The organism is Streptomyces sp. NPDC037126 (genome assembly GCF_055605965.1).
On sequence record NZ_JBVJTD010000013.1, the window covers coordinates 259,474 to 283,844 of the forward strand.

At 70.7% G+C, this 24,371-nt stretch carries 30 protein-coding genes and 1 pseudogene; 18 read left to right on the forward strand and 13 right to left on the reverse strand.

Features of this window, described 5'->3' with window-relative positions; translation table 11 throughout:
* Window positions 1-20 precede the first annotated feature (20 nt).
* The 12 genes and pseudogenes from ACZ7FF_RS27075 to ACZ7FF_RS27130 form a co-directional block, all read right to left on the reverse strand.
* The gene (locus ACZ7FF_RS27075; protein ID WP_470815081.1) at window positions 21-1,148 is read right to left on the reverse strand and encodes an MFS transporter; all 1,128 of its coding nucleotides are present in this window, start codon (window positions 1,146-1,148) and stop codon (window positions 21-23) included.
* Between the two features lie 86 nt (window positions 1,149-1,234).
* Window positions 1,235-1,735, reverse strand: a complete 501-nt coding sequence (locus tag ACZ7FF_RS27080; protein ID WP_381079679.1) for a hypothetical protein — start codon at window positions 1,733-1,735, stop codon at window positions 1,235-1,237.
* Window positions 1,732-2,583: a winged helix-turn-helix transcriptional regulator gene (locus ACZ7FF_RS27085; protein ID WP_470815042.1), complete on the reverse strand. Its 852-nt coding sequence runs from the start codon at window positions 2,581-2,583 to the stop codon at window positions 1,732-1,734. The genes ACZ7FF_RS27080 and ACZ7FF_RS27085 overlap by 4 nt, the downstream gene beginning before the upstream one ends.
* Before the next feature lie 39 nt (window positions 2,584-2,622).
* A complete protein-coding gene (locus ACZ7FF_RS27090) occupies window positions 2,623-3,045 on the reverse strand; it encodes a hypothetical protein (RefSeq protein ID WP_470815044.1) in 423 nt (140 codons plus the stop codon).
* Window positions 3,046-3,067: 22 nt separating this feature from the next.
* The gene (locus ACZ7FF_RS27095; protein ID WP_391700684.1) at window positions 3,068-3,517 is read right to left on the reverse strand and encodes a hypothetical protein; all 450 of its coding nucleotides are present in this window, start codon (window positions 3,515-3,517) and stop codon (window positions 3,068-3,070) included.
* Window positions 3,514-3,980: pseudogene (locus ACZ7FF_RS27100) on the reverse strand (hypothetical protein). Before ACZ7FF_RS27100 ends, ACZ7FF_RS27095 begins: the two are co-directional and overlap by 4 nt.
* 106 nt (window positions 3,981-4,086) lie before the next feature.
* Complete coding sequence (locus ACZ7FF_RS27105) at window positions 4,087-4,422, reverse strand: SH3 domain-containing protein (protein ID WP_203349077.1); 336 nt, start codon at window positions 4,420-4,422, stop codon at window positions 4,087-4,089.
* Window positions 4,423-4,574: 152 nt separating this feature from the next.
* Complete coding sequence (locus tag ACZ7FF_RS27110) at window positions 4,575-5,321, reverse strand: hypothetical protein (RefSeq protein ID WP_470815046.1); 747 nt, start codon at window positions 5,319-5,321, stop codon at window positions 4,575-4,577.
* A gap of 13 nt (window positions 5,322-5,334) precedes the next feature.
* Window positions 5,335-6,030 (reverse strand): hypothetical protein, encoded by a 696-nt coding sequence (locus ACZ7FF_RS27115; RefSeq protein WP_058082977.1) that lies wholly within the window; start codon window positions 6,028-6,030, stop codon window positions 5,335-5,337.
* A gap of 16 nt (window positions 6,031-6,046) precedes the next feature.
* Window positions 6,047-6,529 (reverse strand): hypothetical protein, encoded by a 483-nt coding sequence (locus ACZ7FF_RS27120; protein ID WP_058082976.1) that lies wholly within the window; start codon window positions 6,527-6,529, stop codon window positions 6,047-6,049.
* Entirely contained in the window at window positions 6,526-7,074 is a 549-nt protein-coding gene (locus ACZ7FF_RS27125; protein WP_058084157.1) for a DUF4913 domain-containing protein, read from the reverse strand. The genes ACZ7FF_RS27120 and ACZ7FF_RS27125 overlap by 4 nt, the downstream gene beginning before the upstream one ends.
* A 208-nt stretch (window positions 7,075-7,282) precedes the next feature.
* Window positions 7,283-8,038, reverse strand: a complete 756-nt coding sequence (locus tag ACZ7FF_RS27130; RefSeq protein WP_058082975.1) for a DNA-methyltransferase — start codon at window positions 8,036-8,038, stop codon at window positions 7,283-7,285.
* 519 nt (window positions 8,039-8,557) lie between these two features.
* Here ACZ7FF_RS27130 and ACZ7FF_RS27135 point away from each other — a divergent pair.
* The 11 genes from ACZ7FF_RS27135 to ACZ7FF_RS27185 all read left to right on the forward strand — a co-directional run bounded on the left by ACZ7FF_RS27135 (window position 8,558) and on the right by ACZ7FF_RS27185 (window position 18,742).
* Complete coding sequence (locus tag ACZ7FF_RS27135) at window positions 8,558-9,676, forward strand: C40 family peptidase (protein ID WP_351348516.1); 1,119 nt, start codon at window positions 8,558-8,560, stop codon at window positions 9,674-9,676.
* Between the two features lie 93 nt (window positions 9,677-9,769).
* Entirely contained in the window at window positions 9,770-10,087 is a 318-nt protein-coding gene (locus ACZ7FF_RS27140; protein WP_470815083.1) for a DUF6112 family protein, read from the forward strand.
* The gene (locus ACZ7FF_RS27145; RefSeq protein WP_436999647.1) at window positions 10,087-10,755 is read left to right on the forward strand and encodes a hypothetical protein; all 669 of its coding nucleotides are present in this window, start codon (window positions 10,087-10,089) and stop codon (window positions 10,753-10,755) included. Before ACZ7FF_RS27140 ends, ACZ7FF_RS27145 begins: the two co-directional genes overlap by 1 nt.
* 15 nt (window positions 10,756-10,770) lie before the next feature.
* Entirely contained in the window at window positions 10,771-12,177 is a 1,407-nt protein-coding gene (locus tag ACZ7FF_RS27150; RefSeq protein ID WP_058082971.1) for an SCO6881 family protein, read from the forward strand.
* A gap of 84 nt (window positions 12,178-12,261) precedes the next feature.
* Window positions 12,262-13,734, forward strand: a complete 1,473-nt coding sequence (locus ACZ7FF_RS27155) for an SCO6880 family protein (RefSeq protein ID WP_470815049.1) — start codon at window positions 12,262-12,264, stop codon at window positions 13,732-13,734.
* Between the two features lie 40 nt (window positions 13,735-13,774).
* Complete coding sequence (locus ACZ7FF_RS27160) at window positions 13,775-14,230, forward strand: DUF6238 family protein (RefSeq protein WP_470815051.1); 456 nt, start codon at window positions 13,775-13,777, stop codon at window positions 14,228-14,230.
* A 27-nt stretch (window positions 14,231-14,257) separates the two neighbouring features.
* Window positions 14,258-15,775: a VirB4 family type IV secretion system protein gene (locus tag ACZ7FF_RS27165; RefSeq protein ID WP_436999650.1), complete on the forward strand. Its 1,518-nt coding sequence runs from the start codon at window positions 14,258-14,260 to the stop codon at window positions 15,773-15,775.
* A gap of 95 nt (window positions 15,776-15,870) precedes the next feature.
* The gene (locus ACZ7FF_RS27170; RefSeq protein WP_470815052.1) at window positions 15,871-16,305 is read left to right on the forward strand and encodes a hypothetical protein; all 435 of its coding nucleotides are present in this window, start codon (window positions 15,871-15,873) and stop codon (window positions 16,303-16,305) included.
* A gap of 334 nt (window positions 16,306-16,639) precedes the next feature.
* Window positions 16,640-17,119 carry a hypothetical protein gene (locus tag ACZ7FF_RS27175; protein ID WP_063823264.1) on the forward strand — a complete coding sequence of 160 codons (480 nt, stop codon included), beginning with the start codon at window positions 16,640-16,642 and terminating at the stop codon, window positions 17,117-17,119.
* 14 nt (window positions 17,120-17,133) lie between these two features.
* Window positions 17,134-17,667, forward strand: coding sequence for a hypothetical protein (locus ACZ7FF_RS27180; RefSeq protein ID WP_365170094.1), 534 nt, complete (start codon window positions 17,134-17,136; stop codon window positions 17,665-17,667).
* Between the two features lie 223 nt (window positions 17,668-17,890).
* Complete coding sequence (locus ACZ7FF_RS27185; protein ID WP_470815085.1) at window positions 17,891-18,742, forward strand: DUF8094 domain-containing protein; 852 nt, start codon at window positions 17,891-17,893, stop codon at window positions 18,740-18,742.
* Here the strand turns inward: ACZ7FF_RS27185 and ACZ7FF_RS27190 are convergent.
* Complete coding sequence (locus ACZ7FF_RS27190) at window positions 18,739-18,942, reverse strand: hypothetical protein (RefSeq protein WP_470815055.1); 204 nt, start codon at window positions 18,940-18,942, stop codon at window positions 18,739-18,741. The genes ACZ7FF_RS27185 and ACZ7FF_RS27190 overlap by 4 nt on opposite strands.
* A gap of 331 nt (window positions 18,943-19,273) precedes the next feature.
* Here ACZ7FF_RS27190 and ACZ7FF_RS27195 point away from each other — a divergent pair, with 331 nt between their 5' ends.
* The 7 genes from ACZ7FF_RS27195 (at window position 19,274) to ACZ7FF_RS27225 (ending at window position 24,300) form a co-directional block, all read left to right on the forward strand.
* A complete protein-coding gene (locus tag ACZ7FF_RS27195; protein WP_470815056.1) occupies window positions 19,274-19,891 on the forward strand; it encodes a hypothetical protein in 618 nt (205 codons plus the stop codon).
* Window positions 19,892-19,933: 42 nt separating this feature from the next.
* Window positions 19,934-20,671: a glycosyltransferase family 2 protein gene (locus tag ACZ7FF_RS27200; RefSeq protein ID WP_470815087.1), complete on the forward strand. Its 738-nt coding sequence runs from the start codon at window positions 19,934-19,936 to the stop codon at window positions 20,669-20,671.
* Window positions 20,664-21,773 (forward strand): hypothetical protein, encoded by a 1,110-nt coding sequence (locus ACZ7FF_RS27205; RefSeq protein ID WP_470815058.1) that lies wholly within the window; start codon window positions 20,664-20,666, stop codon window positions 21,771-21,773. Before ACZ7FF_RS27200 ends, ACZ7FF_RS27205 begins: the two co-directional genes overlap by 8 nt.
* 32 nt (window positions 21,774-21,805) lie before the next feature.
* Complete coding sequence (locus ACZ7FF_RS27210; RefSeq protein ID WP_470815060.1) at window positions 21,806-22,255, forward strand: hypothetical protein; 450 nt, start codon at window positions 21,806-21,808, stop codon at window positions 22,253-22,255.
* Complete coding sequence (locus ACZ7FF_RS27215) at window positions 22,252-22,596, forward strand: hypothetical protein (RefSeq protein WP_470815061.1); 345 nt, start codon at window positions 22,252-22,254, stop codon at window positions 22,594-22,596. Before ACZ7FF_RS27210 ends, ACZ7FF_RS27215 begins: the two co-directional genes overlap by 4 nt.
* A 451-nt stretch (window positions 22,597-23,047) precedes the next feature.
* Window positions 23,048-23,545, forward strand: a complete 498-nt coding sequence (locus tag ACZ7FF_RS27220) for a hypothetical protein (RefSeq protein WP_470815063.1) — start codon at window positions 23,048-23,050, stop codon at window positions 23,543-23,545.
* Window positions 23,546-23,874: 329 nt separating this feature from the next.
* Window positions 23,875-24,300 (forward strand): hypothetical protein, encoded by a 426-nt coding sequence (locus ACZ7FF_RS27225; protein WP_470815064.1) that lies wholly within the window; start codon window positions 23,875-23,877, stop codon window positions 24,298-24,300.
* Window positions 24,301-24,371: the final 71 nt, after the last annotated feature.

The following is a 24,371-nucleotide window of genomic DNA, read 5'->3' on the forward strand; positions in this document are numbered from 1 at the left end:
GGTTCCTTTCGGGGTGGGGTTCAGGTGGGCGTGGTGCGCAGGGTGCGCAGCCGGGCGAAGGCGGTGAAGAGGCCGAGGGCCTGCATGAGGGCGGTGACGGTGACGGCGTGCCCGATCTGGGCGGGCGGGACGACTGCGACGAGCAGTCCGGCGGCGGGAAAGGGCACCAGGAGCAGCAGGATGGTCAGGCTCAGGGTGCTGCCGAAGACCTCGGGCGGGATGAGGTGGGAGCGCAAGGTGCGCAGGACGACGGTGAGGCCGCCTTCGCCGGCCATCAGCACGGCGATCAGCAGGACGTATTCGGGGTAGGTGTCGGCCTTGGCGACCGCGAGGGTGGCTGCCGCGGCAAGGGCGGCTGCGGTGGCGCCAACCGGCCACAGCCCCCACCGGTCGATCGCCCGGCGCGCGAGTGCGATGGCGAGCAGGGAGGTGACAGCGGCGGCGGACCAGATGAGTCCAGCGTCGGCGCTGGAGCGGCCCAGCTCGGTGACCACGATCACCGGCATCGCCGCCTGCAACAGGGCAATGGCCGTATTGGAGACGAGCAGGCCGCCCACCAGCCAGGCCAGGGCAGGAAGGGCATGCAGAGTGCCCCAGCCTGCCCGCACACCACTCCTGCTCGCGGGGGAACGGCTCGGCGCGGTCGGCCGGCGCGGAAGCAGCGCGGCGGCGAGCAGTGAGAGGGCGGCGAGCGTGCTGAGCATGAGCGCCGGCCCGCCGTACTTCAGCAGCAAGCCGGAAACGAGAGGGCCGGCCAGCATGGCGATCTGGTCGATCCCCAGCAGGACGGACTGCACCCGGTGCGCCCGCGATCCGGCTGTCCGGCTCGCCTCGCCGCCAGCCGTTTCCACAGCGATGTAACTGCACTCCGTGAGGAAGCCGCTGACCGGGGCGAGCGCCATCACGGTGACCGCCGCCGGCACCCCGACGTCAGGCGCCGCCAGCAGGAGCGCGGCCAGCAGGACGGCAAGAGCCCTGCCGACACACGCGGTACGGAAGATACGGGAGACGCCTTGGCGGTCGACGAGGGAGCCGGCCACCGTGAACGCCACCAGGCGCGGCATCCACTCCAGCGCGAACGCGACGCCCGTCAGGGTTGCCGACCTTGTCGTCGCGACCACGATGAGCGGGATGCCATAGGTGGTCATCGCGAACGCGGCACCGTCAGCCGAGCGGGGCAGGTAGACGCTGCGGAACAAGGAAGGGTGGTCGGCGTGCCGGGCTCTGCCAGCCCTCACGCGGCCAGCACGGGCTCGGCGCCCTGGACAAGCTGCGGGTTCTCGTGCAGCCACTGGGTAAGAAGGTCGCCCGGGCTGGCATGCTTCTCACCGGTCTCGATAACCGGAGCGCCTTCCCGCCCCTCCTGCGAAGTGAGAGCGGTAGGCACGGCGTAGAGCGAGAGGGCGTGCTGGACGCGGCTGGTGAAGTCGCAGACCGGAGCGGGAAGGCAGTGGTGGCGCGCCCAGCGGGCCATCGCGTCGTAGACGTCGGCCAGGCCGGATCCGGACGGTGTCAGGGTGAGCCCGGCACCAGGCCGGTTGTGGACCAGCCGGAGAGCGCGGGCTTGTTCGACGGAATGCCGCAGCTGAGGGACTGGCAGGTCGGGGAGGGTGCGGGTCAGGCTGCGCGGCGGGATGGGGCCGTTGTCGTCGATCTCGGTGACAAGGCGGATCAGACCGGGTGCGGACAGCACCGTGCAGGCGTGCCGGATGGCGGCCGGGGTGAGGGTGGTCATCGGCGTGGTGCTCCAGTATGAAGTGCCACCAGCGGGCGGGGTGGGGTGGCGTGGGAGAAGAGGGCGTTGCGCTGCCAGGCCGGCGGCGATGTCTGATCGGTCTTGGTGGGTGCCGGTGTGGTCGCCGGGGTGACGGTCCGCGCCTGGCTGCTGAGCCACATCCGCTGTTGCGGTGTGGCGCTGGTCTGTCCCCAGACCGGGTGCTGTCCGGCCTGGGTGAGGGGCTGGCCGGCGGACCATGCCGACAGGGCGCCCAGGAGGGGCCCGAGACCGTCGCCGGCGGCGGACAGGCGGTAGGGCTGGCCGATCCCGTCGGTTGTGACGAGACCGTCGTCCACGAGCTGCCGCAGCGGGGGGTAGATGTTGGTCCAGTCGCTGCCGGGCATGACCGTCTGGGCCAGAGCCCGGCCGCTGGCTTCTCCCCGGATCTTGAGCGCCCACAGGATCGCGGCGGCGTGCCGCCGGGTCAGGAGTGTGAGGCTGTCCTCGATCTGTTCGATCGCGGTCAGCGGCTGCTCCGCCTTCTCCAGGTACTGCTCGGCCCAGGTGACGATCAGCGGCAGGACCGGCAGCAGCGCGGTGGCACGGTCGGTATGCCCATAGGTGACGTGCCGCGGGGTGTGCTCGTTTCGCTGGACGAGACCGGCCTCGCACAGCTGCCGCACCTTGGGGTGCAGCTGGCCGTCGCGCAGCCAGGACACCTTGGCCGCGAGTTCGCTGTAGCGCAGCGGCTGCCCGTTCAGGGCGAGCAGGATCCGCACGTACCAGCGCGGGGTGATCATGGCGAGTGCCTCGGTGACCCGGGCGACGTCGGCGTCGGTGTCGGGCGGCAGACCGGTGAGGGCCAAGGAAGAAACTCCTGTGATCGTGACGGATACGCGTGCGGGTCAGCGGCTCGGCGTGCTGCTCGTGGCGGCAGCGGCAGGGCCCGTGGGCACCGTGGTGGTGGGTGGGGCCGGGGACGGCTCCCGCGGCTCGGCCTGCCCGGCCGGCTCGGTGCGCACCAGGCTCTGCAGCACCGCCGACGCCGCGACCGCCTGGGTGTCCCGGACGGCGACCGCCTCGGCGAGACGGCGGGCGCAGTCGAGCACGTGCACCACCTCGTGGGCACTGATCTTCCGCCCGACGTGGATAAATTGGGCGAGGCGTTCGCGGTGGAAGGTGATGCTGCGCTCGGCGAAGTCGAGCGTGTCGTGCAGGCCGAGGAGGGCGGTGAGCATGCCGGGCGGCTGGTCTCGGGCATGTACTTCGAGGGCGGCGAGCGGAGCGCCGTAGAGGTCCTCGATCCGTCCGGCAATCTCGGTGGACATCGGGTGGGTCAAGCCGGGGCTTTCACAGTCGGCGGGCCCGGGTCGCCCCGGCACCCGTGGGTGCCGGGGCGACCGCGGTCGGGAACGGGGCGGGGGGACGGGCCGGTTGTGCGGTGCGCGCGGCCCGGGCATGCTGCCCGGGTGCGGGCATGGCACGCAGGAGCTGATCGAGGGCGAAGCGGTAACCGTCGCGGGCATCGAGTGCCGCCTCGAGCCACTGCGCATCCGTCCGCAGGTCCTCGGCGGACAGTTCGCCCATGTCACGGTCCCCGGCCATCGCCGCGTGTACACGGTCACGGACCCGGGCGACCTGCTCCTCGGCCAGAGCCAGGAAGGAGCGCAGCTCCAGAGCCCGGCACAGCGCGGGGGAAGCGTCGGGACGAACCGCTGCCGTGTACAGGTCGCAGACCGGGACGCCGAAGACCTGGTGCAGCCGGTCGTCCGCGGAGCTGGGCTTGAGCCGGGCGCTCACCGCGCAAGGCTCCTTCCCTGCTGCTGGGTGGTCGCCGGCCTCGGCGGGGGGCTGGTGGTGACGGCCGGTCCCTGACGCCCGCGCAAGCGGGCCGGCCGCCGGGCGGCCAGATCCTGCTTGCCCCTGGCCTCCGGGTCGATTAGCCACCGCACAACCATGGCCCGCCCGTCGCGGGTGGTGACGGCAGCGTTGACGCGATGGGCCAACTCCATCGTCGGGTCGTCGACCTCACTGGGCTGGCCGTCCAGCGCGGCCACGAGGGTGTCCTCCGCACGCTCCAGCGCTGCCTGCGATTCGAGGAGAAGGCCGTGCCACTTGACCACGTCGGTGGCCTGCGAGTTGGCGGTCGGCGCAGCGGCGACGGCGGCTTTCAACTGATCCATGCTCATCCCGAAACGGTTTCGATCTGTTCGGTGAGCACGCCCACGACATCGTCTATCGCATCGAGTGGAGCGTCAGACACGAGAGACTCCTCTTGGTAGACACCGGGATCCTCTAACTGGCAGGTCCGGGAGGGAATCGAACGCTCAAAAGCGCCGCTATACAGTCGAGTTACTGGCGTGCGCGGCTTAGTCGAGGCACATGCGGACGTCGCGGTAGACGTAGGTGGCGGACACCCAGCCCTTCACACCCGTCGTTCGGTCCGTGATGTAGCGCCAGTTGCCGCTGGTCTTGTGGACGGTGAACTTGTGCCCGCGGTACAGGATGCCCACGGCGGTGGACTTGGCCGACGCCTTGGAGCGGATGGTCACGGCCTTCGTGCCGATGACCCACGGCCCGGGGTCGTTGCAGGACTGGGAGGTCAGGGCGCTGCTCGGGGCGGCCGTGGCGGTGGTCGCCGACGCGATCGGCAGGGCGAGGGCGCCGAGGATCGCAGCGGATACGGCAATGCGGGTTGCGCGCATGCGGAAAGAACCTCCATACGAGGGAAAAGGAATGCTGGGGAGTGCCGAACCCGGGGTGCTCCCGGCGGCCGTATAAGAGTCCGGAGAATCGCCGGTTTGGCCAACCGGCGATCATCGGCTATGTTTCGCCGCGCCGACGGGAAAACGGGGCTTCAGCGTGAGCGGCCAGAGGGCCGGGAGGACGCCGGTTTCGGCGCAGGAGCAGGGCGGGATGGCACCGGGCGGACCGGCGGCAGAGCCTTACTTACGCCACCGAGGCGGTCATCGCACCATTGCAAGGCTTCTTCGACCGAATCGAAGCCGCCCTCGCGCAGTGTGTGCGTTCCCGCTTCGATGTCGACGTCCTCGACTACGACGCGGAATGGGGAGGGGGCGCGCTCGTCCAGGGCCCGCAACACCGCGAGCGTGAGCCAGTCGTCCGGGTCGTCCTGGGTGTGGGACCAGCCGAGCGCGTAGTGGTCCCCGTCTCTCATGAGCCGTTGCTCCAGGGCCTGCGTCGCCTCGTCGGCCGGCGCTGTGCCCCGTTCGGGATCGAGCGTGAGGAACTCGGGCGGACAGCCGCGGCGGATCAGCCAGGACTGCGCCATCGAGGAAGGAGGCAACGTGGCCCGCTCGAGACTGAACGTGCGTCTCTCCAGGTCTCGTTGCAGGTGGAGAGCTACGTACTGCGGCACACCTGGGTGGTCCCAGGTGGCCGAGCCGTCGTACAGGACGTAGAAGCTGCGGGCGCCATCGGCGCTGTGGTGCTCGGCGAGGGAGACGAGCATGTCCTTGTGAACGCTGACGAGACGGAAGAATGCCGCGCTGATCTGCTCGTCGGTGTCAAGGTCGTCCACCCGGAAGCTCAGGGAAGGGGACAGGTCCCGGTCGGCGGGTGGGGATGGTTCGTGGGTGGGCATGCGGTCTTTCAGCTCAGCGTCGCTGTGCCGGTGCGGACGGCCATGCCCCTGGTCGCGCCGTGGGCAACGACGCTTGCGTTGTACGGCGGTTGGCGGTCAGCGCGGCACGGCCGGCGTCGGTCAGACTGACCGGCTGGCCGGCCTGGACGGGATGGCTGGTATCGAGGGCGACGAGACTGGCGGACTGGAGCCGCTGAAGCTCGGCGTAGGGGACGCGGGTGCCTGAGGCGGTGGTCACGGACAGCCGGCCGGTCAGGAGATGCTCGTAGAGCTTGGCGCCGCCGGCGATGGCCAGCAGCGCCGCTTGATCAGCCGCGGTGATCTGCGCCTCGCCGCCACGTTGTGCTGATCGCGCGGCGGCTTCGATCGGCTCCAGCGCGTCGAGCACCCGCCGCATGGCGGCGTCGCGGGATGCGGCGGCCTCCTCCAGCTGGTCCACGGTGCGGTCGATCCGCTCGAACAAAGCGGCATCGACGGGGAACTCCCCGGAGGACAGCCGGTGCAGGAGGGTGCGGTAGAACGTGACGCCGGTCTCGGCCTGGGCCAGTTCCCGATGTCGGTCGACCAGCTCGGTGTGCTCCTGGTCGAGGATGCCGCGGTCGCGGTGGGCCCACAGGGTGTCGACGTCGTGGCCGGTGGCTGCCTCGATGCGAGGGTCGAGCGGGGACACAGCGCGGCGGGCAGCCGTGGGCGCCGGATCAGGGGGCATAGGCGGTTCCTTGTGGTCAGCGAGTGTGAAGCGGGGAGGGGCTCTGCGCGGGGCGGGGCAGGCCCGGCATGGCGGACGGCAGCGGTGCCGGCCTGGGTACGGGACCGCGGGTGACCAGCTGCGGGGAACGGGCGCGTGCCGCGTGGGTGCGGGCGCTGAGCGGTCGGCGGGTCATTCCCAGGCGGCGGCCGACCTCGTCGTAGACGTCGTTGCCCGCCCGCGGCCGTACGGCGACCACGTGGATCTCCCGCCGGTGCGCCGACGACTCGGGCGCCGGGCGGATGCCGTAGACGACCCGCCAGTCCTTGCGAGCGTCCACGAACAGCTTGCGGTAGCCCTCCAGGTCACCAGTCAGGCGGAGCCCGAAGCGCTCGGCGTTCACCACTTCCTGCAGATAGGCGAGGGTGAGATCGCGGATGTCGGATGGCGCCTGGAGCAGGTCGTTCAGGGCACGGGGATCGAAGCTCAGGCCGAAAGCCGGCTGCTGCCCCTCGCTCATGCCGTCAGCCCGTACTCCCCAGGCCCGGACGCCTCCGCCGCGGCGGACTCCTTCTCCGCGCGGGCCGAGGGGGGCGGTCCGGGAAGGAGACGGTGCGCGGGACGGTCCGGGGAGGTCATGCAGGCGGACAGGGGGCCGCCAGGTGCACGGATCGCGGCCATGGCGTGGGTGAGGAAGTCGCGGTGCCAGACAAACATGCCGGCCAGGCCCGCCTCGGGGTCCTTGTGCTGCTGGTAGGCCAGCCACAGGGCGTGCAGCCAGGCGACGACGTCGCTGTGCTCCTGCCATTGCAGGCACCAGGGCGCCGCCGTGGTGACCTCCGCCCCGTAGATCGGCAAGAGGAAGTCGTCGACCCAGTCCGACAGGGCGTCGAGTTCGTCCTCGTACGCCTCGCCCTCCAGCTCCAGGATGGGACGAGGCTCCGGCGCAGCCGGTGCCGGGGATCCACCGAACCCCGGCATGCCGAACGCCGCAAACGGCGAAGCTGCGGGCGGAGCGGAGGCGAGGTGATCCAACTGCCGGGCCTGTTCTGCGGTTTGTTCCATCAGCCGACGGACACTGGCTTCGATCCCCTCCAGCTGCGTGTCCGGGATCCGCACCGGCTCCAGTTCTCCGTCAGCCGGGGGGTCGATGGATTCGGACATGAGAGAAGTAACCTCCTGAGTGCCGCGGAAATGGGGACAGGAACTATCCGGCAGTGCACCGACCGAATGCGGCGGTCGACACGGATTCGTATGTGGCGGGGCGGTGGAGTCAGGCGGTGAGGACCACGTCCTCCTGGCCGAGGGTCTGACGGATCGTTTTCGTCAGCCGGTCGGCGGCGATGGACGCGTAGTGTTCGGTCTTCTCCACGCCGATGAAGTCCCGGCCTTCGAGCAGGGCGGCCACGCCGGTGGATCCGGAGCCAGCGCAGAAATCGAGGACTGTGCCGCCGGGCGCACAGATCTTGACCAACTCGCGCATGACCTCGACGGGCTTTTGCGTGATGTGCTGCCGCTGGGAGCCCGACGGCTGTGAAGCGGAGTACATGCCCGGCAGGTAGACCGGGTTGCGGGAGCCGTCGATGGCGCCCTTCGACGCCCACACGATGAACTCGCAGTTCTGGGTGAAGCGTCCCTTCTGGGGTCTGGCCTGGGGCTTGTGCCAGGCCAGGACGCCGCGCCACAGCCAGCCGGCCGCCTGGATCGCGTCCGTCGTGATGGGCAGCTGGCGCCAGTCGGTGAACAGCAGCGCCGCACCGCCGGTCTTGGTGAGGCGGTGGGCCTCCGTCATGATCTGCGTCAGCCAGAACCCGTAAGAGCGCTGGTCCATGTTCTCGCCGGTGAAGTCGGCCAGGCTGTGCTTGGCGTCGGCGGAGGTGTACTTCTGCTTGGCGGACCGGCTGGTGCGCTCCTTCGCCGTGCGCCCACCGGAGTTGTACGGCGGGTCAGTGATGACGGCGTCGACGCAGTCGTCCGGGAGCTTGGACAGGACGCTCAGCGCGTCGCCCTGGTGCAGGGAAAAAGGCAAAGAGGAACCCCGATTCGGGTGGGAGTACGTGCGTGGAATGCCCGTCGCGTCGGCAAGTCCCATTGGCCGGAAAACGGGCATGAGCAGGCCCATGACCATGGTCTGGGGAGGGCGAGGGGGAGTTCAAAAACTGTAGACGTGATTCGGCCGATGACCAAGAAGTGCGCTGCTGAGGGGCCGGATTCCGGCACCTCGCGCCGACTTTTTGGTCAACGGCCGATCTGGGCCTACTGTTTTTGGACCGCCCGGCGCACACCGGCGCTGGCCCACTCCCCCTCTGGCTCGTGGAGGTTCACGCTGCCCCCGCACACCTACCTCACCTGTCGGCCACGCTCGGCGAGCGGCTACTCGCCTGTGGCCGGCCACTCCTGATTCCGCCCACCCCGGTCTGCTGCGCTCCCTTTCCCGCGTTCCCTGCGCTCGCGCGGCGTGCCGGACACCGCACCCGAAGGACCCCTGCATGACGTCTCGTTATCCGCCCCTGCCCGAAACCGGTGATCTGCGCGTGGGCACCACAGGTTGAAGGGGCTCGCCGCCGGCATCGGCGTCGTCTTCCTCTCCCCTCTCCTTCTCGGCGGCGGCGCCGTGATGATGGCCACCTCCAGCGAAGCCGCCCAGAGCACCACCTCATCGCTCGACTGCCTCTCCGACGTGGACACCAGCAAGATCGCTGATCAGGTCACCAAGATCCTCGACGGTGCAGACGCCTCCAAGGTGCACATCAAGGACCTGGACCTGCCCGGCGAGCAGATCCCGAACGCACAGACCATCGTCGCCACCGGCATCAGCCTCGGCGTTCCCAAGCGCGGTCAGATCGTGGCGCTGGCCACCGCGATGCAGGAGAGCCGGCTGCGCAATCTCGGCGGCGGCGACCGTGACTCTCTCGGCCTGTTCCAGCAGCGGCCCAGCCAGGGCTGGGGCACCGCCGCGCAGATCCACGATCCCGTCTACGCGTCCGAGCAGTTCTACAAGGCGTTGCTGAAGGTCCACGGCTGGCAGCAGATGACCGTCACCCAGGCCGCCCAAGCAGTGCAGCGCTCCGGTTATCCGGACGCTTACGCACAGTGGGAACCGCTGGCGACCACGCTGCAGAAGGCGATTGCCGCCACCTTCCCCGACTCCGGGGAGAAGGACGCCGGCAAGACCGACGACAAGCCCGCCCCCGCGACCGGCTGCGACACCGCCGACGGCACGTCCTACGGGCCCATCCCCGAGGGCGCCGTTCCCAAGGGATACAAGATCCCCAAGGGCACCGACCCGCGAGCCCGCAAGGCGATCGTCTGGGCGATGCAGCAGCTCGGCACGATGTACCAGTGGGGCGGATCCTGCACCAACCCCCACGGCCCGGACGCCATGGCCCGCTGCGACTGCAGCTCCCTGATGCAGCAGGCGTACGCCCACGCCGGCATCACCCTCACCCGCACCACCTACACCCAGGTCGGCGAGGGCAAGGCCGTCTCACCGAAGGCCCTCAAGCCCGGTGACCTGCTCTTCAGTCGTGGCACCGCGGCCCGGCCCGAGCATGTCGGCATGTACATCGGCGAGGGCTTGGTCATCGAAGCCCCCCGGACCGGCAAGCCCGTACGGATCACGCCGCTCAAGGACTGGGCCGTCCTCGCCGCCCGCCGCGTCATCTGACGCCGGCCTCTCTCCCGCCGCTCGGCACACCCCCTCTTTCTGAAATGCCCCTCCCGCCAGGGCCTTCGGGCCTGCCCACGCAAGGAGCCCTCCATACCCGCGTCACCCCTCGCTGCCCTTGCCGTCCAACTCGCCTACGATCCCGGCATCTCCCCCAAAGGCGGCGGCCTTCCGGGCCTGACCGTCCTGAAGAACGTCGTCAACAGCATCAACATGTTCGCGATCATCGCGGTCGTCGGCGCCCTGGCCGTCAGCCTCGCGGTCTGGGCGTGGGGCCACCACACCGGTGGCCACCAGGCCGAGGCCAACGGCAAGAAGGGCGCCACCGTCGCCGTCGGCGCAGCCCTCGGGCTCGGCGCCGCGAACGGCATCGTGGCCTTCTTCTCCGGTCTGGGGTCGCAGGTCCACTGATGCTCAAACGCCTCCCCGGATACGGCCTCGGCTGGGCCCCGAATCGCCGCATCATCGCCATTGCGGTCGGCCTGGCCTGCCTGCTCGCCCTGGCTGCCGCGGCGGCCATCTTCTCCGGCCACGGCAACCGCACCCACGCTGCCCCGCCCGTCCCGGCGCCGGTGCACGGCTCCGCTTCCCCGACGGACCAGCCTTCCTCCGCCAGTGGCCCGGTGGCCGGGCCGCCGAGGATTTCCGATCCGGTGGAGTTCGCCAAAGCCGCCGCGAAGATGCTCTGGTCCTACGACACCCGCACCACCAGCCAGGCCCAGCAGCTGACCGGCATGGAGGCGTGGATGACGAAGGAGAGCGAGTACGGCGACTGGGCGTCGGTCTCGGCGCAGATACCGGACCCGGTGCTGTGGTCTCGGATGGCGGACCAGAAGCAGCACGCCACCGCGACCATCAGCGAAGGCCACTACCCGGCCGCCTTCAAACAGGCCCTGTCCGAGGACCCGGCCGCGATCACCAAGGCGTACATCTACGCAGTCACCGTCACCGGCCAGCAGACGATCACCTGGACCAAGGGCGGCGGGGGTGCGGAGGACCGCTCGATGACCCTCGCTGTGCAGTGCCGCCCCTCCGCCGACTGCTCGCTCGTCGCCATCGCCCCGCGCGTCGCGCCCTGACCGAAAGGAGTCCTCATGGGGTTTTGTGATCTCCCCGTCGCGGACAAGGTCTGCGCGGTCGGCGAGGCCATCGACTTCGCCTCCGACCCGGGCAAGTACATCGGCGACTGGATGGCGAAAAGCGCCGGCGAACTCGCCGCGTCCGCAGCCGACCTGGCGTCCAAGGCCGTCGACGCCACCACCCGCGTCGACCTGAACGCGGGATGGTTCCGCGACAACTACGAGACGATCCTGCCCATCGGCCTGGTCATGCTCGTGGCCACCTTCTGCGCGCAGCTGGTCCGTGCCGCGATCCGCCGCGACGGCCAGGCCCTGACCCAGGCGTTCACCGGCACCGCCTCCGGCGTGATCTTCGCGTTCGCCGCGATCGCCCTGACCACCGTCGCGATCGAAGTCACCGACGCCCTCTCCGCCGGCCTCTTCCAGGCCGCGCACACGGACATAGCCTCCGCGGTCCGCCGCATGGTCAAGGTGGCATCCCTGCCAGGACTTGCCGGGCTCGGCTGGCTCGTCGCCGTCTTCGCCGGCATCGGAGCCGCCATCGGCGCCTTCCTGTACTGGTGCGTGATGATGGTCCGCAAGGTCGGCATCCTGGTCATGGTCACCCTCGCCGTGTTCGCCGGAGCTGGCGGCGGCTGGGAAGTCGCCCGCCGCTGGCGCAAGGGCTGGATCGAGGCCACCGCCACCCTCGTCGTATCCAAGCTGCTGATGACGATCGTCTTCGTCCTCGGCATCGCCGCCATGGGCAAGACCGACGCCAAGGACGGCCTGGCCGCCCTCGCGGACGTCCTCGCCGGCATCGTCGTCATGATCCTGGTGCTGCTGTGCCCCTACGCCACCTTCAAGTTCGTGCACTGGGCGGCCGAGGGATCCGACGGAGAGACGTTGCACCGTGCCGGCGGAGCGGGCGCGCAGCTGGCCAGGCAGCACGCCGAGCGCGCGGGCCGGAAGGCCGCGGCGATGGCGGCCACCGCTGGAACCGGCGGTGCCGCGGCCGGAGCCGCAGCAGCTCCGCAGGGCCCGGACACCGTGCCCGGCCAAGACGGGTTCCCCGGCGACATCGCCTCCCACTCGTCCGGCAACGGACAGGACTCTGCCCAAGGCGGTGCCTCCGATGGCCCGTCGGGCGGCAGTTCCGCCAAGTCCGGTCTGGAGCAAGCCGTCCAGCCGCCGCCGACCCACGTCGCCGACGACACCAGCGGCCAGATGGGCGGCAGCCCTACCAGCGCAGGCACCCCCGGTGCGAGCGGATTCGGCCAAGGTGCCGCAGCCGCCGGCCACAGCGGCGGATGGCAGTCCGCGCCGTCGGCCACGACTCCGCCGCCACAGGGCGCCCCGCCCGCCGCGGGCACACAGACCGCTGGCACGACCTCCGCGCCTAACGGTGCGGCCTCACAGCCGCCGCCCGCGACCGGTCTCTGATCTCCTGCCCGATGCCCGATCCCTGGGGGCGGGAAGGCTCACGGTCCTTCCCGCCCCCGGGCCCTCGCTCCAGGAGCAGCCTCCTTGTCCGACCTCGCCGTATCCCCGGCCACCGTCAAGTTCCCGCACCGCAGCCGCCGAGGCATCCTGCTCGGCCTCACCCTCCACCAGCTCGTCCTCGTCTCTGCCGCGCTGGCTCTGCTCCTGGTCACGGTCCTGACCACCGGGCTGCTGGGCGCCATCACCCTGACTCCGCTGTGGGCGGCGGTGGCCGTTGTGGTCGCCGTTCGCCGGCAGGGACGCTCGCTGATCGACTGGGCGCCGATCGTCGCGCGCTTCGCCTGGCGCCGCCACAGCGGACAGACCCTGTGGCTGGCCCGGCCCGTCACCCGGCCCCGCCAGGACGGCATCCTTCATCTGCCCGGCACGGCGGCCTCTCTCAAGGTCGTCACCCCCGGCGACTCCGCCAATGGGGCCGCCGCCGTGCACGACCCGCACCATCAGACCCTCACCGCTGTCGCCCGCGTCAGCAGCCGTGCCTTCGCCCTGCTCGACCCGGCCACGCAGAACCACAACGTCAACGGCTGGGGGCGTGCGCTGGCGGGCACCGCCCGCACCGGGCACGTCGCCACCGTGCAGGTCCTGGAACGCACGGTCCCCGACTCCGGTGACACCCTGGCCCGGCACTGGGCCCAGCACGGCCGGCCCGAAGCACCGGTCGCAGGACAGGTGTACGCAGACCTGGTCGCCTCCGCCGGACCGGCCGCCGCCCCGCACGAGACCTACTTGGCGATCTCCCTCGACCTCAAGGCCGCCAAGCGCCTCATCTCCCAGGCCGGCGGCGGACTGCCCGGCGCGTTCACCGTCATGGAACAGACCACCGCCTCGATCGCCCAGGCCGCCCGGAACGCCGGACTGATGATCACCGGGTGGCTGTCCGCGCGGGAGATCGCCGCCGTCGTGCGCACCGCCTACGACCCCAAGGCCCTCGCCGCGCTCCAGCAGTGGTCCCCGACCGGCCGCGCGGAAGCCGACCCGGCTGCCGCCGGCCCCGTCGTCCAGGTCGAGGAGTACGACCGCATCGCCACCGACTCCGCCCGCCACGCCACCTACTGGGTGGAGAACTGGCCGCGCACCGAGATGGGCGCAGGCTTCCTGCACGGCCTGATGTTCACCGCCGGCGTGCGCCGCACCCTCTCCCTCACCTACGTCCCACAGCCGCTCGAGTCCGCGCTGCGCGACGTCCAGCGAAAGAAGGCCGCGATCATCGCCGACGCCTCCGAACGCGCCCGGCGCGGGCAGGTCGACAGCGAGGAGGACTCCATCGAGTACGCCGACGTCAAAAACCGCGAGCGCCAGCTGATCGCCGGGCACGCCGACGTCGCCCTGACCGGCCTGATCACCGTCACCGCCGACACCGACGCCGCCCTCGACGCCGCCTGCGCCCAGATCGAGACCGCCGCCGTCACCGCAGGCGTCGACCTGCGCAGGCTCTGGTATCAGCAGCCCGACGCCTTCGCCGTCGCGGCACTCCCCCTCGCCCGCACCACCCTCTAAACGCCACCGCTCCCGCCTCCACGGCGGCAAGGACCCCCGATTGCCCCAGCCCCGCTCCAGCGAGACCGACTCCCACCCCTACCTGCGGGCCGCCACCGCAGGCATCCGCCATCACAGGCGTGTCTTGAGCGGCTCCGTGCCCGCGATCCTCCCGGACCGGGGGCACCTCGACACCCTCCACGCCCACCTCACAGAACTGCACCGGCTCCTCGACCAGCTGGCCGAGGCGGCACGGCCCCCGCATCCCGCAGCTGGCCGACACCTTGCTGCGGCGCGCGCCCGGCTGTGGCAGGCCACCACCGACATCCACGCGGCCTTCCACCTTCTGCCGGCCACGTCCGCGGACTCCGCCGAGTGCCAGCCCGGGCAGCTCCCCGAAGGGCCTCCCTTCCTGACCATCTGCCAGCGCCATCTCGCCGCCGGGCACATCGTCCGGCGCAAGACCACCCCCACCGACCTGCACCGCGCACCGCACACCACCTCGTGCGTGCGATGAGCACCATCCGCCGAATCGAGGGCCCCGATGAACCACCGGCCCGCCCGCCGCGCACGCCGCGCCTCCGCCAGCCCGCTGTTCACCCCGCACGGCACCGACCGCGCCGCCCGGCGCGCCGCCCGCAGGCAGCTCGCAGAAGCCGCCGCAAAGGCACGCGCCGAGACAGCCACCCACCCAGCCACAGGCCCGGCACCGGACGAGCACGCCACGCCTGCACCCGTCTATCCGCCCGGCGGGCGCCCCGGACGGGCCTCCGCCCGAGGAAACCGGCTGAAGCTGCCCGCCCACCGCATGACCACCGCCATCGCGGCAGGCGCCTATCCCTTCCTCGCCGAAGGGGGGCTCGGCGCCGAGGGCATCTACATCGGACGCGACGTCCACGCCGAAGCATCCTTCGTGTTCGACCCGTTCGCGCTGTACGGCAAGGTGGAGGGCTTCACCAACCCGAACGTGCTGCTGGCCGGCGTGATCGGCCAGGGCAAGAGCGCGCTCGCGAAGTCGTTCGCCCTGCGGTCCATCGCCTTCGGCTACCGCGTGTACGTCCCCTGCGACCCCAAGGGCGAGTGGACCCCGGTCGCCCAGGCTTTGGGCGGCACCTCCGTCGCCCTCGGCCCCGGGCTGCCCGGCCGCCTCAATCCCCTGGACGCGGCCCCGCGCCCGGACAGCATCACCGAGGCCGACTGGGAAGGCGAGATCCGCAAAAGGCGCCTGCTCCTGCTCGGGTCCCTGGCCCGGACCGTCCTGGGCCGGGACCTGCTGCCCATGGAGCACACCGCGCTCGACGTCGCCCTCGACGCCGCAGTCAACCGTGCGGCCGGCACCGGCCGCACGCCGCTGCTCGGCGACGTCGCCTCCGCCCTCAACAACCCGGCCCAGCTCGACGAGGCCGCCGGGACGATGTCCGGACACCTCGGCGAGGCCGCCCGCGACCTCGCCCACGCCATGCGCCGCCTCGTCCACGGCGACCTCGCCGGCATGTTCGACGCGCCCTCCACCGTCCGCTTCGACCCGCGTGCGCCCATGCTGACCATCGACCTGTCCCGGCTCGGCGGATCCGGCGACGACACCGCCCTCGTCCTCGCCATGACCTGCGCCTCCGCCTGGATGGAGTCCGCCCTGACCGACCCGCACGGGGGCCGGCGCTGGATCGTCTACGACGAGGCATGGCGCCTGATGCGCCACGTCGGCCTGCTGCAGCGCATGCAGGCCCAGTGGAAACTCTCCCGCGGACTCGGCATCGCCAACCTCATGGTCATCCACAGGCTCAGCGACCTGCTCACCGCCGGCGACGCCGGATCACAGGGCCGGGCACTCGCCGAGGGCCTCCTCGCCGACTGCTCCACCCGCATCATCTACCGGCAGGAAACCGACCAGCTCCACGCCGCCGCCTCCCTGCTCGGCCTGACCTCCGTCGAAGTCGACGCCATCGCCCACCTCAACCGCGGCCGTGGCCTGTGGAAGGTCGCCGGCAGATCCTTCATCGTCCAACACCTGCTCCACAGCAGCGAGTTGGCGCTTTTCGACACCGACGCCCGCATGCACTGACCCTGGACGGCCTCGCCCACCGCACCGGAGGCTCCTTGTCGCCACGCCCCTCCACACAGTCCGACGGCCCCGCTCCACCCGGCGACCTCTATCGCATGGCTCGCCGCGACGCCGAGACCTTCCTGGCCAACCACCCGCTGCCGGACCAGCCCACCCCTCTACCGGACCTGACGCCGTACCTCCAGGCACTCCCCGCGGCCAAGACACCTGCCGAGGTCAGCGCCATCACCCACCAGCTGGTCGCCGCCACCGCACCCGCACTCGACCACATCGCCAGCCACTTCATCGCCATAGCCCTCTGGGCCGGCACCGAGCACCGACACACGCCCCAGTCGGTGCGCCTGCTGCGCGAAGCGGCCCTGAGTATCCGAACCGCCCTGGCCAAGGTGGCCCAAGCCGACCTGGAGAACCTGCGCGCCCACTACGCGCCACCGACAGCAAACGCAGAACCGACACGCGCGACCACGCCCACCGCCACCACCTCGCCGGGCCCCACCGCCCCACGGCACACGCCCGAGTCCCGCCGCTGACGTTGCCGCCCTGGCCCCTTCCGCCCCCAGGAGTAGCCACCTGTCCTCACAGACTCACAGCACTTTCGCCACCAACCTCACGGCGCACCTCCCTGGGCAGTGGCACCGCCGGTACACCGGATTCCCGCCGCCCCAGGACCAGCCGCATGTCGCAGACCAGGTCTGGGACTGCGGGCCGACCCACTCGGCCCTGCTCGACTGGGACCCGCCGACCGCCTTCCTCAACGGGCCAGCCGGCGAACAGCTCTGCGTGATACCGCGCCCCCACTACCCCCGCCAGTACCTGGTAGCGCCGCTACGGCCCGACGGGTTCAGGCCGCACCATTTACGCGGGGTGGACGAGCCGAACGGCATCGCCGTCCCCGACGATCCGGTCCGTGCCGCCGCCCAGGTCGTCCGCCGTGTCCTGCCCCGCTACGCCGAAGCCCTGAACGCGGTCCGGCGCAACGCCCTCCATCAGCCGGAGCCACCGCACCGGCCCGCCGCGCCTGAGGTCACCAAGTCGCTCACGCTGATCTGGTACCCCGACGGCGTGGTGGGCGCCCCGTCCGCCAGCGTGCCCGCCGTGGCCCGCACCGTGCTGTACGCCTGCTACTTCCAGTACAGCCCGCACGAGGCGGCGTTCGTCCTCCCCGCCTCCTACAGCACCGAGGCACGCGCCCTGCTGCTGCAGAGCGCGGTCCGGCAGCTCACCGTTCAAGGCATCGGCGTCAACTTCCGGCATGCCGCCCCCATCCCATCCGTTCCGCCCCGCACGGCAGCACCGGCCCTGGGCGCACCGCCCGGCGCGAGGCAGCCGACCGCCCGGCGGTAGAACCGGACCTCCCTGTGCGCACACCGTCGCTGTCCGATCCCGACCAGCGGATGCTGCTGCACGACGTGGCCGACCGGATCAACACCGTCGCCGACCAGCTCCCGCTTCCTGACCAGGTCCAACCGGGCCCCGGACTCGGCGAGATTCTGGACGATGAGGTACGGCACCTGGCCCGGCTGCTGGGCTACCTGGCCGGCGAGAGCGCCTTCCGCCACCGAGCCGCTGCTCGTTATCCGGACCAGGCCACGCCGTCCCAACGCCGCGCCGCCCTCGCCCTCGCGCGTGCTGCTGAACCCGCCGGAGCCGCACTCGCTGCTCTGGGCGGTGCCGTCCACTGCCTTGGCGTCCTCGCCGATCTCAGCCACCAAGATCCTGGCCGCGCCGGCAACTGGACCGTGGACACCGCGCACCAGCAACTCGTGGAACGCCTTGCCGAGAGCCGCGCGCATCTCGCCCGTGCCGCCAAGTCCCTGCGCACTGCTGCGGACGCCCGATCGATACGGCCAGCCCCGTCACCGCCGACGCCCGCGCCAGCCCGCACCCGCTGAATCACGATCCCCCGGAGTTTCCTCATTCCCCTGCACACTTCTGTCCGCCGCACCACACTCCTGCTCACCGCCGCTGCTGTCGCGCTGACCGCGTCCGCGTGCTCCACCTCCAGCAGCACCCACGACAGCACCACGGGCGCCCCGCACCGCGCAGCCCACGCCGACCGCTGAGCCGGCGCTCGCGAAGCAGGAGGCTCTGGCCCAGATCGCCCACTACTCAAAGATCAACAACACGGCCAACGCCACCGGCGACACCAAGCTCCTCGACACCGTCGAGGACGGACCGCTGTACGCGATGTCGTCCGCCGACCTCAAGGAGGAGGCGGCCCTGCCGAGGCCGGACCGCGAGCCGTACCGGCCGCGGGCGTACGACCTCGACGCAACGGATGTCTACATCCCGCGCATCACGCCAGGGCAACAGCGGTGGTTCGCCGCCGTGACCCGCTCCGGCAGCAGGAAGCAGTACGCCTGCGTGCTGGTCCTGGCCGAGAACACGAAGGCCAAGCGCTGGGAGATGGTCGCGGCCGTCGACCTCGACGACCCCGAGCATCTACCGAACATCATCCTCGACAAGGACGGCTACGCCACCGCGGTCGACGCCTCCTCCGCCTCGCTCGCCGCGCCGGTCGGCGTGCTGCGGACGGCCATCGCGGACAACTTCGCCACCGGAGGCGAGAAGACGGGGAAGAAGGTCTTCACCCCGACCGAGGCGTCCCGGCGGCAGACCAAGGTCCACGACCAGACGACCCGCAAGTTCGGCACACGCGGCACCACCCGCTTCTCCTCTGCCGATACGGAGTTCCCTGATGCGTACGCGCTGAAGACGACTACCGGTGCACTCGTGATCTTCTCCCACACGCACACGCAGCACGACGCCGTGGCCGCCCCGGGGCTTCAGATCGTGCCGGACAAGCTCGACCGCGCCTGGCTCAACGCACCGGCCCCTGCCTTCACCTACACCTTTACCTGCTCCGACGTCGCTGGTGTCCCGGCCACGCCGAAGCCCTCCAGCCTGCTGGGCTACGGCTGCCGCCGGACGGACGCCAAGCCCACTGTCCCCGACTTCTCTCTCTAGGAGCCGGCCCTGCGAGACCCGACTTCGAGCTGTACGACAACGTCGGCCGAGACGGCGACCAGATCGCCGCCGCCCGCTACGGCATCGCCACGGACAACGACCTGCTGCGGTGGGCCCGGCGGGACGCCGAGCCGTTCCTGGCCCAGCACCCACTGCCCGAGCAGCCGCTGCCGGCGCCCGACCTCGGCCCCTATCTCCATGCCCTTGCCGCCGCCGAGACCCCCGCGCAGGCCAGTGCGGTCACCCAGCGCCTGCTGGATGCCGCCGCACCCGTGCTCGAAGCGGTGAGTGAGTACCTTGTGGCTGCAGCCCGGTGGCGGGGCCAGAACCGCGGAGCGGAGCTGGGCTCACCGCCCAAGATGCTGATGAGGGCGGCCAGCGACAGCCTGTCGGCGCTGGCCCTCGGCCATCAAGCGGATCTGGCGATCCTGCGCGCCGAGTACGACCCGACACCGCCGCCCACTCCCAGCCCGTTCCCGGGCCGCGCTGGGCCCGGCCTCCCGCCCGCGCCGCCCGGCGCACCGCCCACCGGTGCGGCCCCGGGTCGCTGATCACAACCTCTGGAGGCTCCTTCTGTCGACCCGTTCCTTCATCGCCCGCCCCACCACCAGTGGCTATGACGGCATTTACGTCCAGCTCGACGGCCAGCCGAGCGCGAAGCTGCCCCTGCTCCTCGCCGCCTTCCAGTACCGCTTCGAAGGCGACGTCGAAGCCATGGTCCAACACCTCGTCGACGGCGTGGCCGTCGGCTGGGACGAGCTGGGCACCGACCTCCTTGCCGGCGCGCCACCACAGGTATTCACGGCGCTGACCGGCGGCGAGCAGTGGCCCAGCCGCACCTTCGACCACCTCATCACCCCGGACGGATCCCCACCAGTCCGTATGACGGTCACGGAACGAACCGCCGCCGACCAGGACGTGCAGTGGGGCTATGGCCTGCGCTCCGAGGGCATCGAAGTGATCAGCGTGACCCACGCCGACGCCGGTCCGGTCATCGGCTGGGACACCGATCCCCGCACCCTCTTCAGCGACCATCCGGCTGACTGGCCCGCGCCCACGCCCTCGCCGCTCGCCACCTCCACGCGCACGGTCCCGCGGACCGCTCGGACCGCGGTCTCGCCACGGCCCCGCACGGCCGCACGCCGCTAACCCCAGCCTCCGCACACCGGAGACCTCGCCCTGTCCACCCCCCTGATCACGGTCGTCATCGCCACCCGCCTGCGCGAGGACCGCCTCGGCTTCCTGACCGCCATGCACCGCAGTCTCTGTCGGCAGACCGTGCCCTGGGAGGCCGTCCTCGCCCTCGACGGCGTCGGCCCCGACCGTCTGCCGGCAGCGCTCGCCAGCGATCCGCGCGTACGCACCCTGACAGTGCCGCGGCCCGTCGGCGCCGCCTGCGCCCGAAACCTCGCCCTCAATCTCGTCCGCACTCCGTACGTGAACTGGGCGGACGACGACGACCTGTTCCCAGACCACGCAATGGCCGCCCGGCTCGACGCCCTGGAGCAGGCGGGGGTGGGCTGGTGCGCCGGGTGGAGCGAGGACCTCCACCCCGACGGCAGCACCACGCTCTGGCGGTGCCCCGCGCCGCCCGGCCGGCACGAGGCGGGGGATGTATGGACGTACTGGCGCTCACCGGCCGACACCATTCCGATCGGACCGACCACGATCCTGGCCCGCACCGAGCTGGTGCGCGCGGCCCCGATGGGCGGCCTCGTCCAGGGCGAGGACTACATGACGGCCGTCGGCATCACCAGCCTCGCTCCCGGGATCCTGCTGCCACTGCCGGTCTACCGCTACCGCAAGCACACCGGGCAGATGACCGCCCAGCCGGGATACGACCAGCTGGAGAGCGCCGCCCGCGAGCACGCCTGGCAGTACGGCCGCAGCCTGCGCTCGCTCCTGCACCGTGAGGCCCTGCGTGGCTGACGCACAGATCACGCTCACCTACAGCCGGAATGTCGGCGTCGTCGCCATTGCGACCGGCGAGCAGTACAAGTCCGCGGAAAGCGCGTTGAACGATGCCGGTTTTCGCCGGGGCGAGGCCGGGGTGTACCAGCTGACCTACACGGACGAGGCGGCAGTCAGAGCCACCCTGGCCCACTTGGCCGAGCATGCCGAGGCGCGGGGGATACAGGTGACGGCCAGCAGCCGGCGCTTCATCGGTGACACCGCCCAGGACATCGCCCGTTGCTTGCCCGGCCAGTGGGACACCCGGGTCGAGATCTACTCCCATCCGGTGTGGCAGGAAGACCTCGTGGCCTACCTGTGGGACTGCGGCGAACTCGCCCGCGTCGTACAGACCGACCGAATCCCCCACGCCGCCACTCTCACCGACCCCATCTCCGGCACCACCTTGCTCCTCGTCGAACACCCCGGTCATCAACTGAGCTACCTCGTCGGCGCTTTCGTACCAGAGCCGTTCGGTGAGGGGTTCGACGATCCGCACGCTCCCCGCAGCATCACCGTGCCGCCGTTCCCAGGCCGCGCCGCGCAGGTGATCATCCAGCGCTACCTGCCCGCCTACGACCGCGCCGTCCACGAGCGCCGGATCGCGCACGTGGCCGAGGCCCTCGACCTCATCCAGTCGGAGTGGGGCTCCTGGAATGAGTTGCCTGCCGCCCCCCAGCCCGGCGGCGCCGTGCGCGTCGAACCCCCGGCGTTCACCACGGCCGTCGGCGAGTTCCTGGAAAGCGCGTGGCGGGAGTTCCTCACCGTCCTGGACCACGCCCCGGCGCTACTCGACCAGTGCCGTCCAGCGACCAGCGCGTGGCCGCAGGACGCCGAGGTGCTCGACCAGCTCGCCGTCGCGCTCCTCACCACGCTGCAGCTTCGCGAGGACCTGAACAGCGGCGTTCCGCTGTCTCGCGCCGAGCACCGAGCACAGACCCGGCCGGCCATCGAGACCTGGCTCGCCCACAGCCAGCAGTTTCTGCGCCAGGCCCGCGCTGCCTCCCCTCGCCCACGCCCCACTGTTGCCCTTCCCCAGCCGCCCCACCGGCTCACGCCCGGCCAGGCACGCCATCGCTGACCGGCACCCGATTCCTAAGGAGACCCACCTTCTTGGACCCTGGTACTCACTTCGCCTTCGGCACTCATCCCCAGCACGGCTTCGTCGCCTCCTTCACCGCCACGATGCCAGCGCACCTGGCCCACTGGTTCCTCACCCGCGAGCAGTTCGAGCCCATCCCCGATCGTCCCGGGCTTTACCGCCTCACCGAGCCCGACCGTGACGGTCCGCGCCGCACCCGCCAGGCCGGCCGCGATCTGCGGGCTCAGGGCTACTCGGTGTCCGCCGACATGGGCCTCGATCCGGACGCACCGGCCGCCGCACCGCGCCCGGTACGGCGCCACGATGTCTCGGATCGTCGCGCCCGCATCGCACAGGCCGCGGCCATGCGCTCCCCCCAACGCCGTGCGGCGCCGACCACCACCGCACCGGCCGCGCGAGCCATCCCGCCGAAGCCCACCTACGCTCCGACCGTTCACCTGTCGGCTGGACGCTCCCGATGACACCTTGCGGTGAGACGATCCGCATCACCCGCGGGCGGGGTGGCGAGGTCGAGGTCACCGGCACCATCGACGCGTTCGCGCGGGACATCCTGCTCCGAGCCGGGTTCCTCTTCCTGCCGGCCCTGCGCGGGCACTGGATACGGCTGCCGTTCGACCTCGGCCGGGACTGGGAGAACGAGCACGCGGCCTGGGCGGCGGACATGCTCACCGCCGCCCGCTACCCGGTGCACCTCGACCCCGGCCTTCGCCCTCACCCACCCGGCCAGGAGGCGCCGGCCGCGCCCTCACGGCCGCCGGCCATGACTGCCGATGCACCGCCCAGCAGGACGCCCCGCCGCTGAAACCTTCCGATGCAGGAGCTGCTCCAAGAGGTCATCGAGGCCCGCACCGCCGGCGAGGTCTCCGAGGCCCTGCTCACCGCGCGCAGCAAGGCTACGAAGCCGGTCCCTTGGTCCGGTTGGAGCGCCTCCTTGATACGGCGGGCCGCTTCTCTTACAGCCTGGACACCGTCCGCGGGCAGCAGCTCGACGCCCTTGGCTGGCAACTCACGTTCCTCACCCGCGAGGTGCACGACGCGGCCAAGGATCTCGCCGCCACGGTCGGCGTGCTGCCGCCATACGGCACCCCGGTACCACCGCGGATGCGGCCCCGCCCCGCCCTGAGCACCACACCTCCCCCAGCGCCGCCCCGTAGCACGGCCGTCACCCGCCGAGCGTAGGACCGCCTGCGGGTTCGGCGGGCTGGCCCCTTTTCACCTTCACTCACACACGACCCGTTCAAGGAGATCGATCTATGGCTGTCCATACGAAGTGGACCGTCGAGCACGCCTGCGGCCACGAAATCGTCCATGACTTGTCCGACCGCGCCACCGACCGGCGGGCCGGGTTCGCCCGCTGGCTCGGCGAACGGGACTGCACCGACTGCTGGAAGGCCACCCGCGGCAACGACACTGCCTCCAAGGAGGAGTGGCTTGCCGCCAAGCGGGCCGAGGAACAGCGGGCCGCCGCCGAGTGGGCCACCAAGTTCGGCATGCCCCCGTTGGAAGGGCCGGAACGCGCCGTGGACTGGGGTGAACGCTCCCGCCACCAACTCATGACTGCAGCCCACACCACGCTCGTTGTCGAGGGCACCTGGGACGAGGCCGATTGGGCAGATCTGGAGGAAAAAGCCCGTACGGTCACACGGGCCGGGTGGTGGATCGATCAGCGCGACGCTGACGGTACTGACCTGCCCGAACTCCTCGACGCCGCCACCGAGCATGACCGTGGTACCGAGAACCCGTTTCGCTAGGAACTGACCGCGCCGAAGTAGTGAGCAGGGGACGTCGCGCGACCCGCCCGGTACTCGGCATCCATGATGATGGGGAACTGCCTTGTGCGTTTGATCCACACGCCATGACCGGCCTCATGGTCCGACGCCTCACCAACGAGACCACCATCTCCTGGCGCAACCCGACTCCAGACGTCAAACGTCACATAAGTGATGAAACACCAGAAAGAAACGACCCTTTATTTGCCGACCGGGTGGGCAGCACGTCGTCCGACTCAGGGTTTCTGTAGCTGGTCGCGGTCTTTGGATTACAGTGTGATCAAGGGCGAGCTGGGGGATGAGGTGGCGTCATGCAGTTCGTGGTGGTGGAAGGGCCACGGGATCTACCTGCGGAGTTCGACGGCGCCTTTCTGGTGCCGGACAACTGGAACGACTACGGCTTCGTGACGCTATACAAGTTGCGCATCAAGCGTCGCGGGAGTGTTTCGCAGACCGTTGGCGGTGTCCGTATCGGGCACGTTGAGATGGGGTCAGGTGGCCGTGGTGAGTTCAACGCCACGGAGAGTCGGCTGCCACGCCGATTCACTGCTCTCGACGAGGACTTCTTTAGCCTGGGCGTCGATGACCGGTACTACGAGGCGCTCAGCACGCTGACGGATGGCGAGAGAGTCAGCGTGCTGACTGCCCTGCGAGACATCGCATACGACTACAGCGACGACGTTGTGGACCGTGTGCGGGATCTGCGGGTCTTCAGTGGGCGGTTCGTGAGCCTTTGACTGCATCTGGTGTCGCCTGATCGTGTGGCTGCGGGGCGGACTCTGCCGGTCCGCGGTTGGTGGTCTGGTGA

What these genes read in the sequence shown, in the direction of transcription:
- ACZ7FF_RS27090 (WP_470815044.1), bottom strand. Translation starts at nt 3,045, where the DNA reads ATGTCCACCGAGATTGCCGGACGGATCGAGGACCTCTACGGCGCTCCG.
- ACZ7FF_RS27105 (WP_203349077.1), bottom strand. Translation starts at nt 4,422, where the DNA reads ATGCGCGCAACCCGCATTGCCGTATCCGCTGCGATCCTCGGCGCCCTC.
- ACZ7FF_RS27170 (WP_470815052.1), top strand. Translation starts at nt 15,871, where the DNA reads ATGGCTCGCCGCGACGCCGAGACCTTCCTGGCCAACCACCCGCTGCCG.
- ACZ7FF_RS27190 (WP_470815055.1), bottom strand. Translation starts at nt 18,942, where the DNA reads ATGGAGATAGGGGCCGAGGTCGGGCGCCGGCAGCGGCTGCTCGGGCAG.
- ACZ7FF_RS27225 (WP_470815064.1), top strand. Translation starts at nt 23,875, where the DNA reads ATGCAGTTCGTGGTGGTGGAAGGGCCACGGGATCTACCTGCGGAGTTC.
- ACZ7FF_RS27080 (WP_381079679.1), bottom strand. Translation starts at nt 1,735, where the DNA reads ATGACCACCCTCACCCCGGCCGCCATCCGGCACGCCTGCACGGTGCTG.
- ACZ7FF_RS27165 (WP_436999650.1), top strand. Translation starts at nt 14,258, where the DNA reads ATGAACCACCGGCCCGCCCGCCGCGCACGCCGCGCCTCCGCCAGCCCG.
- ACZ7FF_RS27215 (WP_470815061.1), top strand. Translation starts at nt 22,252, where the DNA reads ATGACACCTTGCGGTGAGACGATCCGCATCACCCGCGGGCGGGGTGGC.
- ACZ7FF_RS27125 (WP_058084157.1), bottom strand. Translation starts at nt 7,074, where the DNA reads ATGGAACAAACCGCAGAACAGGCCCGGCAGTTGGATCACCTCGCCTCC.
- ACZ7FF_RS27075 (WP_470815081.1), bottom strand. Translation starts at nt 1,148, where the DNA reads ATGACCACCTATGGCATCCCGCTCATCGTGGTCGCGACGACAAGGTCG.
- ACZ7FF_RS27110 (WP_470815046.1), bottom strand. Translation starts at nt 5,321, where the DNA reads ATGCCCACCCACGAACCATCCCCACCCGCCGACCGGGACCTGTCCCCT.
- ACZ7FF_RS27220 (WP_470815063.1), top strand. Translation starts at nt 23,048, where the DNA reads ATGGCTGTCCATACGAAGTGGACCGTCGAGCACGCCTGCGGCCACGAA.
- ACZ7FF_RS27120 (WP_058082976.1), bottom strand. Translation starts at nt 6,529, where the DNA reads ATGAGCGAGGGGCAGCAGCCGGCTTTCGGCCTGAGCTTCGATCCCCGT.
- ACZ7FF_RS27145 (WP_436999647.1), top strand. Translation starts at nt 10,087, where the DNA reads ATGCTCAAACGCCTCCCCGGATACGGCCTCGGCTGGGCCCCGAATCGC.
- ACZ7FF_RS27115 (WP_058082977.1), bottom strand. Translation starts at nt 6,030, where the DNA reads ATGCCCCCTGATCCGGCGCCCACGGCTGCCCGCCGCGCTGTGTCCCCG.
- ACZ7FF_RS27150 (WP_058082971.1), top strand. Translation starts at nt 10,771, where the DNA reads ATGGGGTTTTGTGATCTCCCCGTCGCGGACAAGGTCTGCGCGGTCGGC.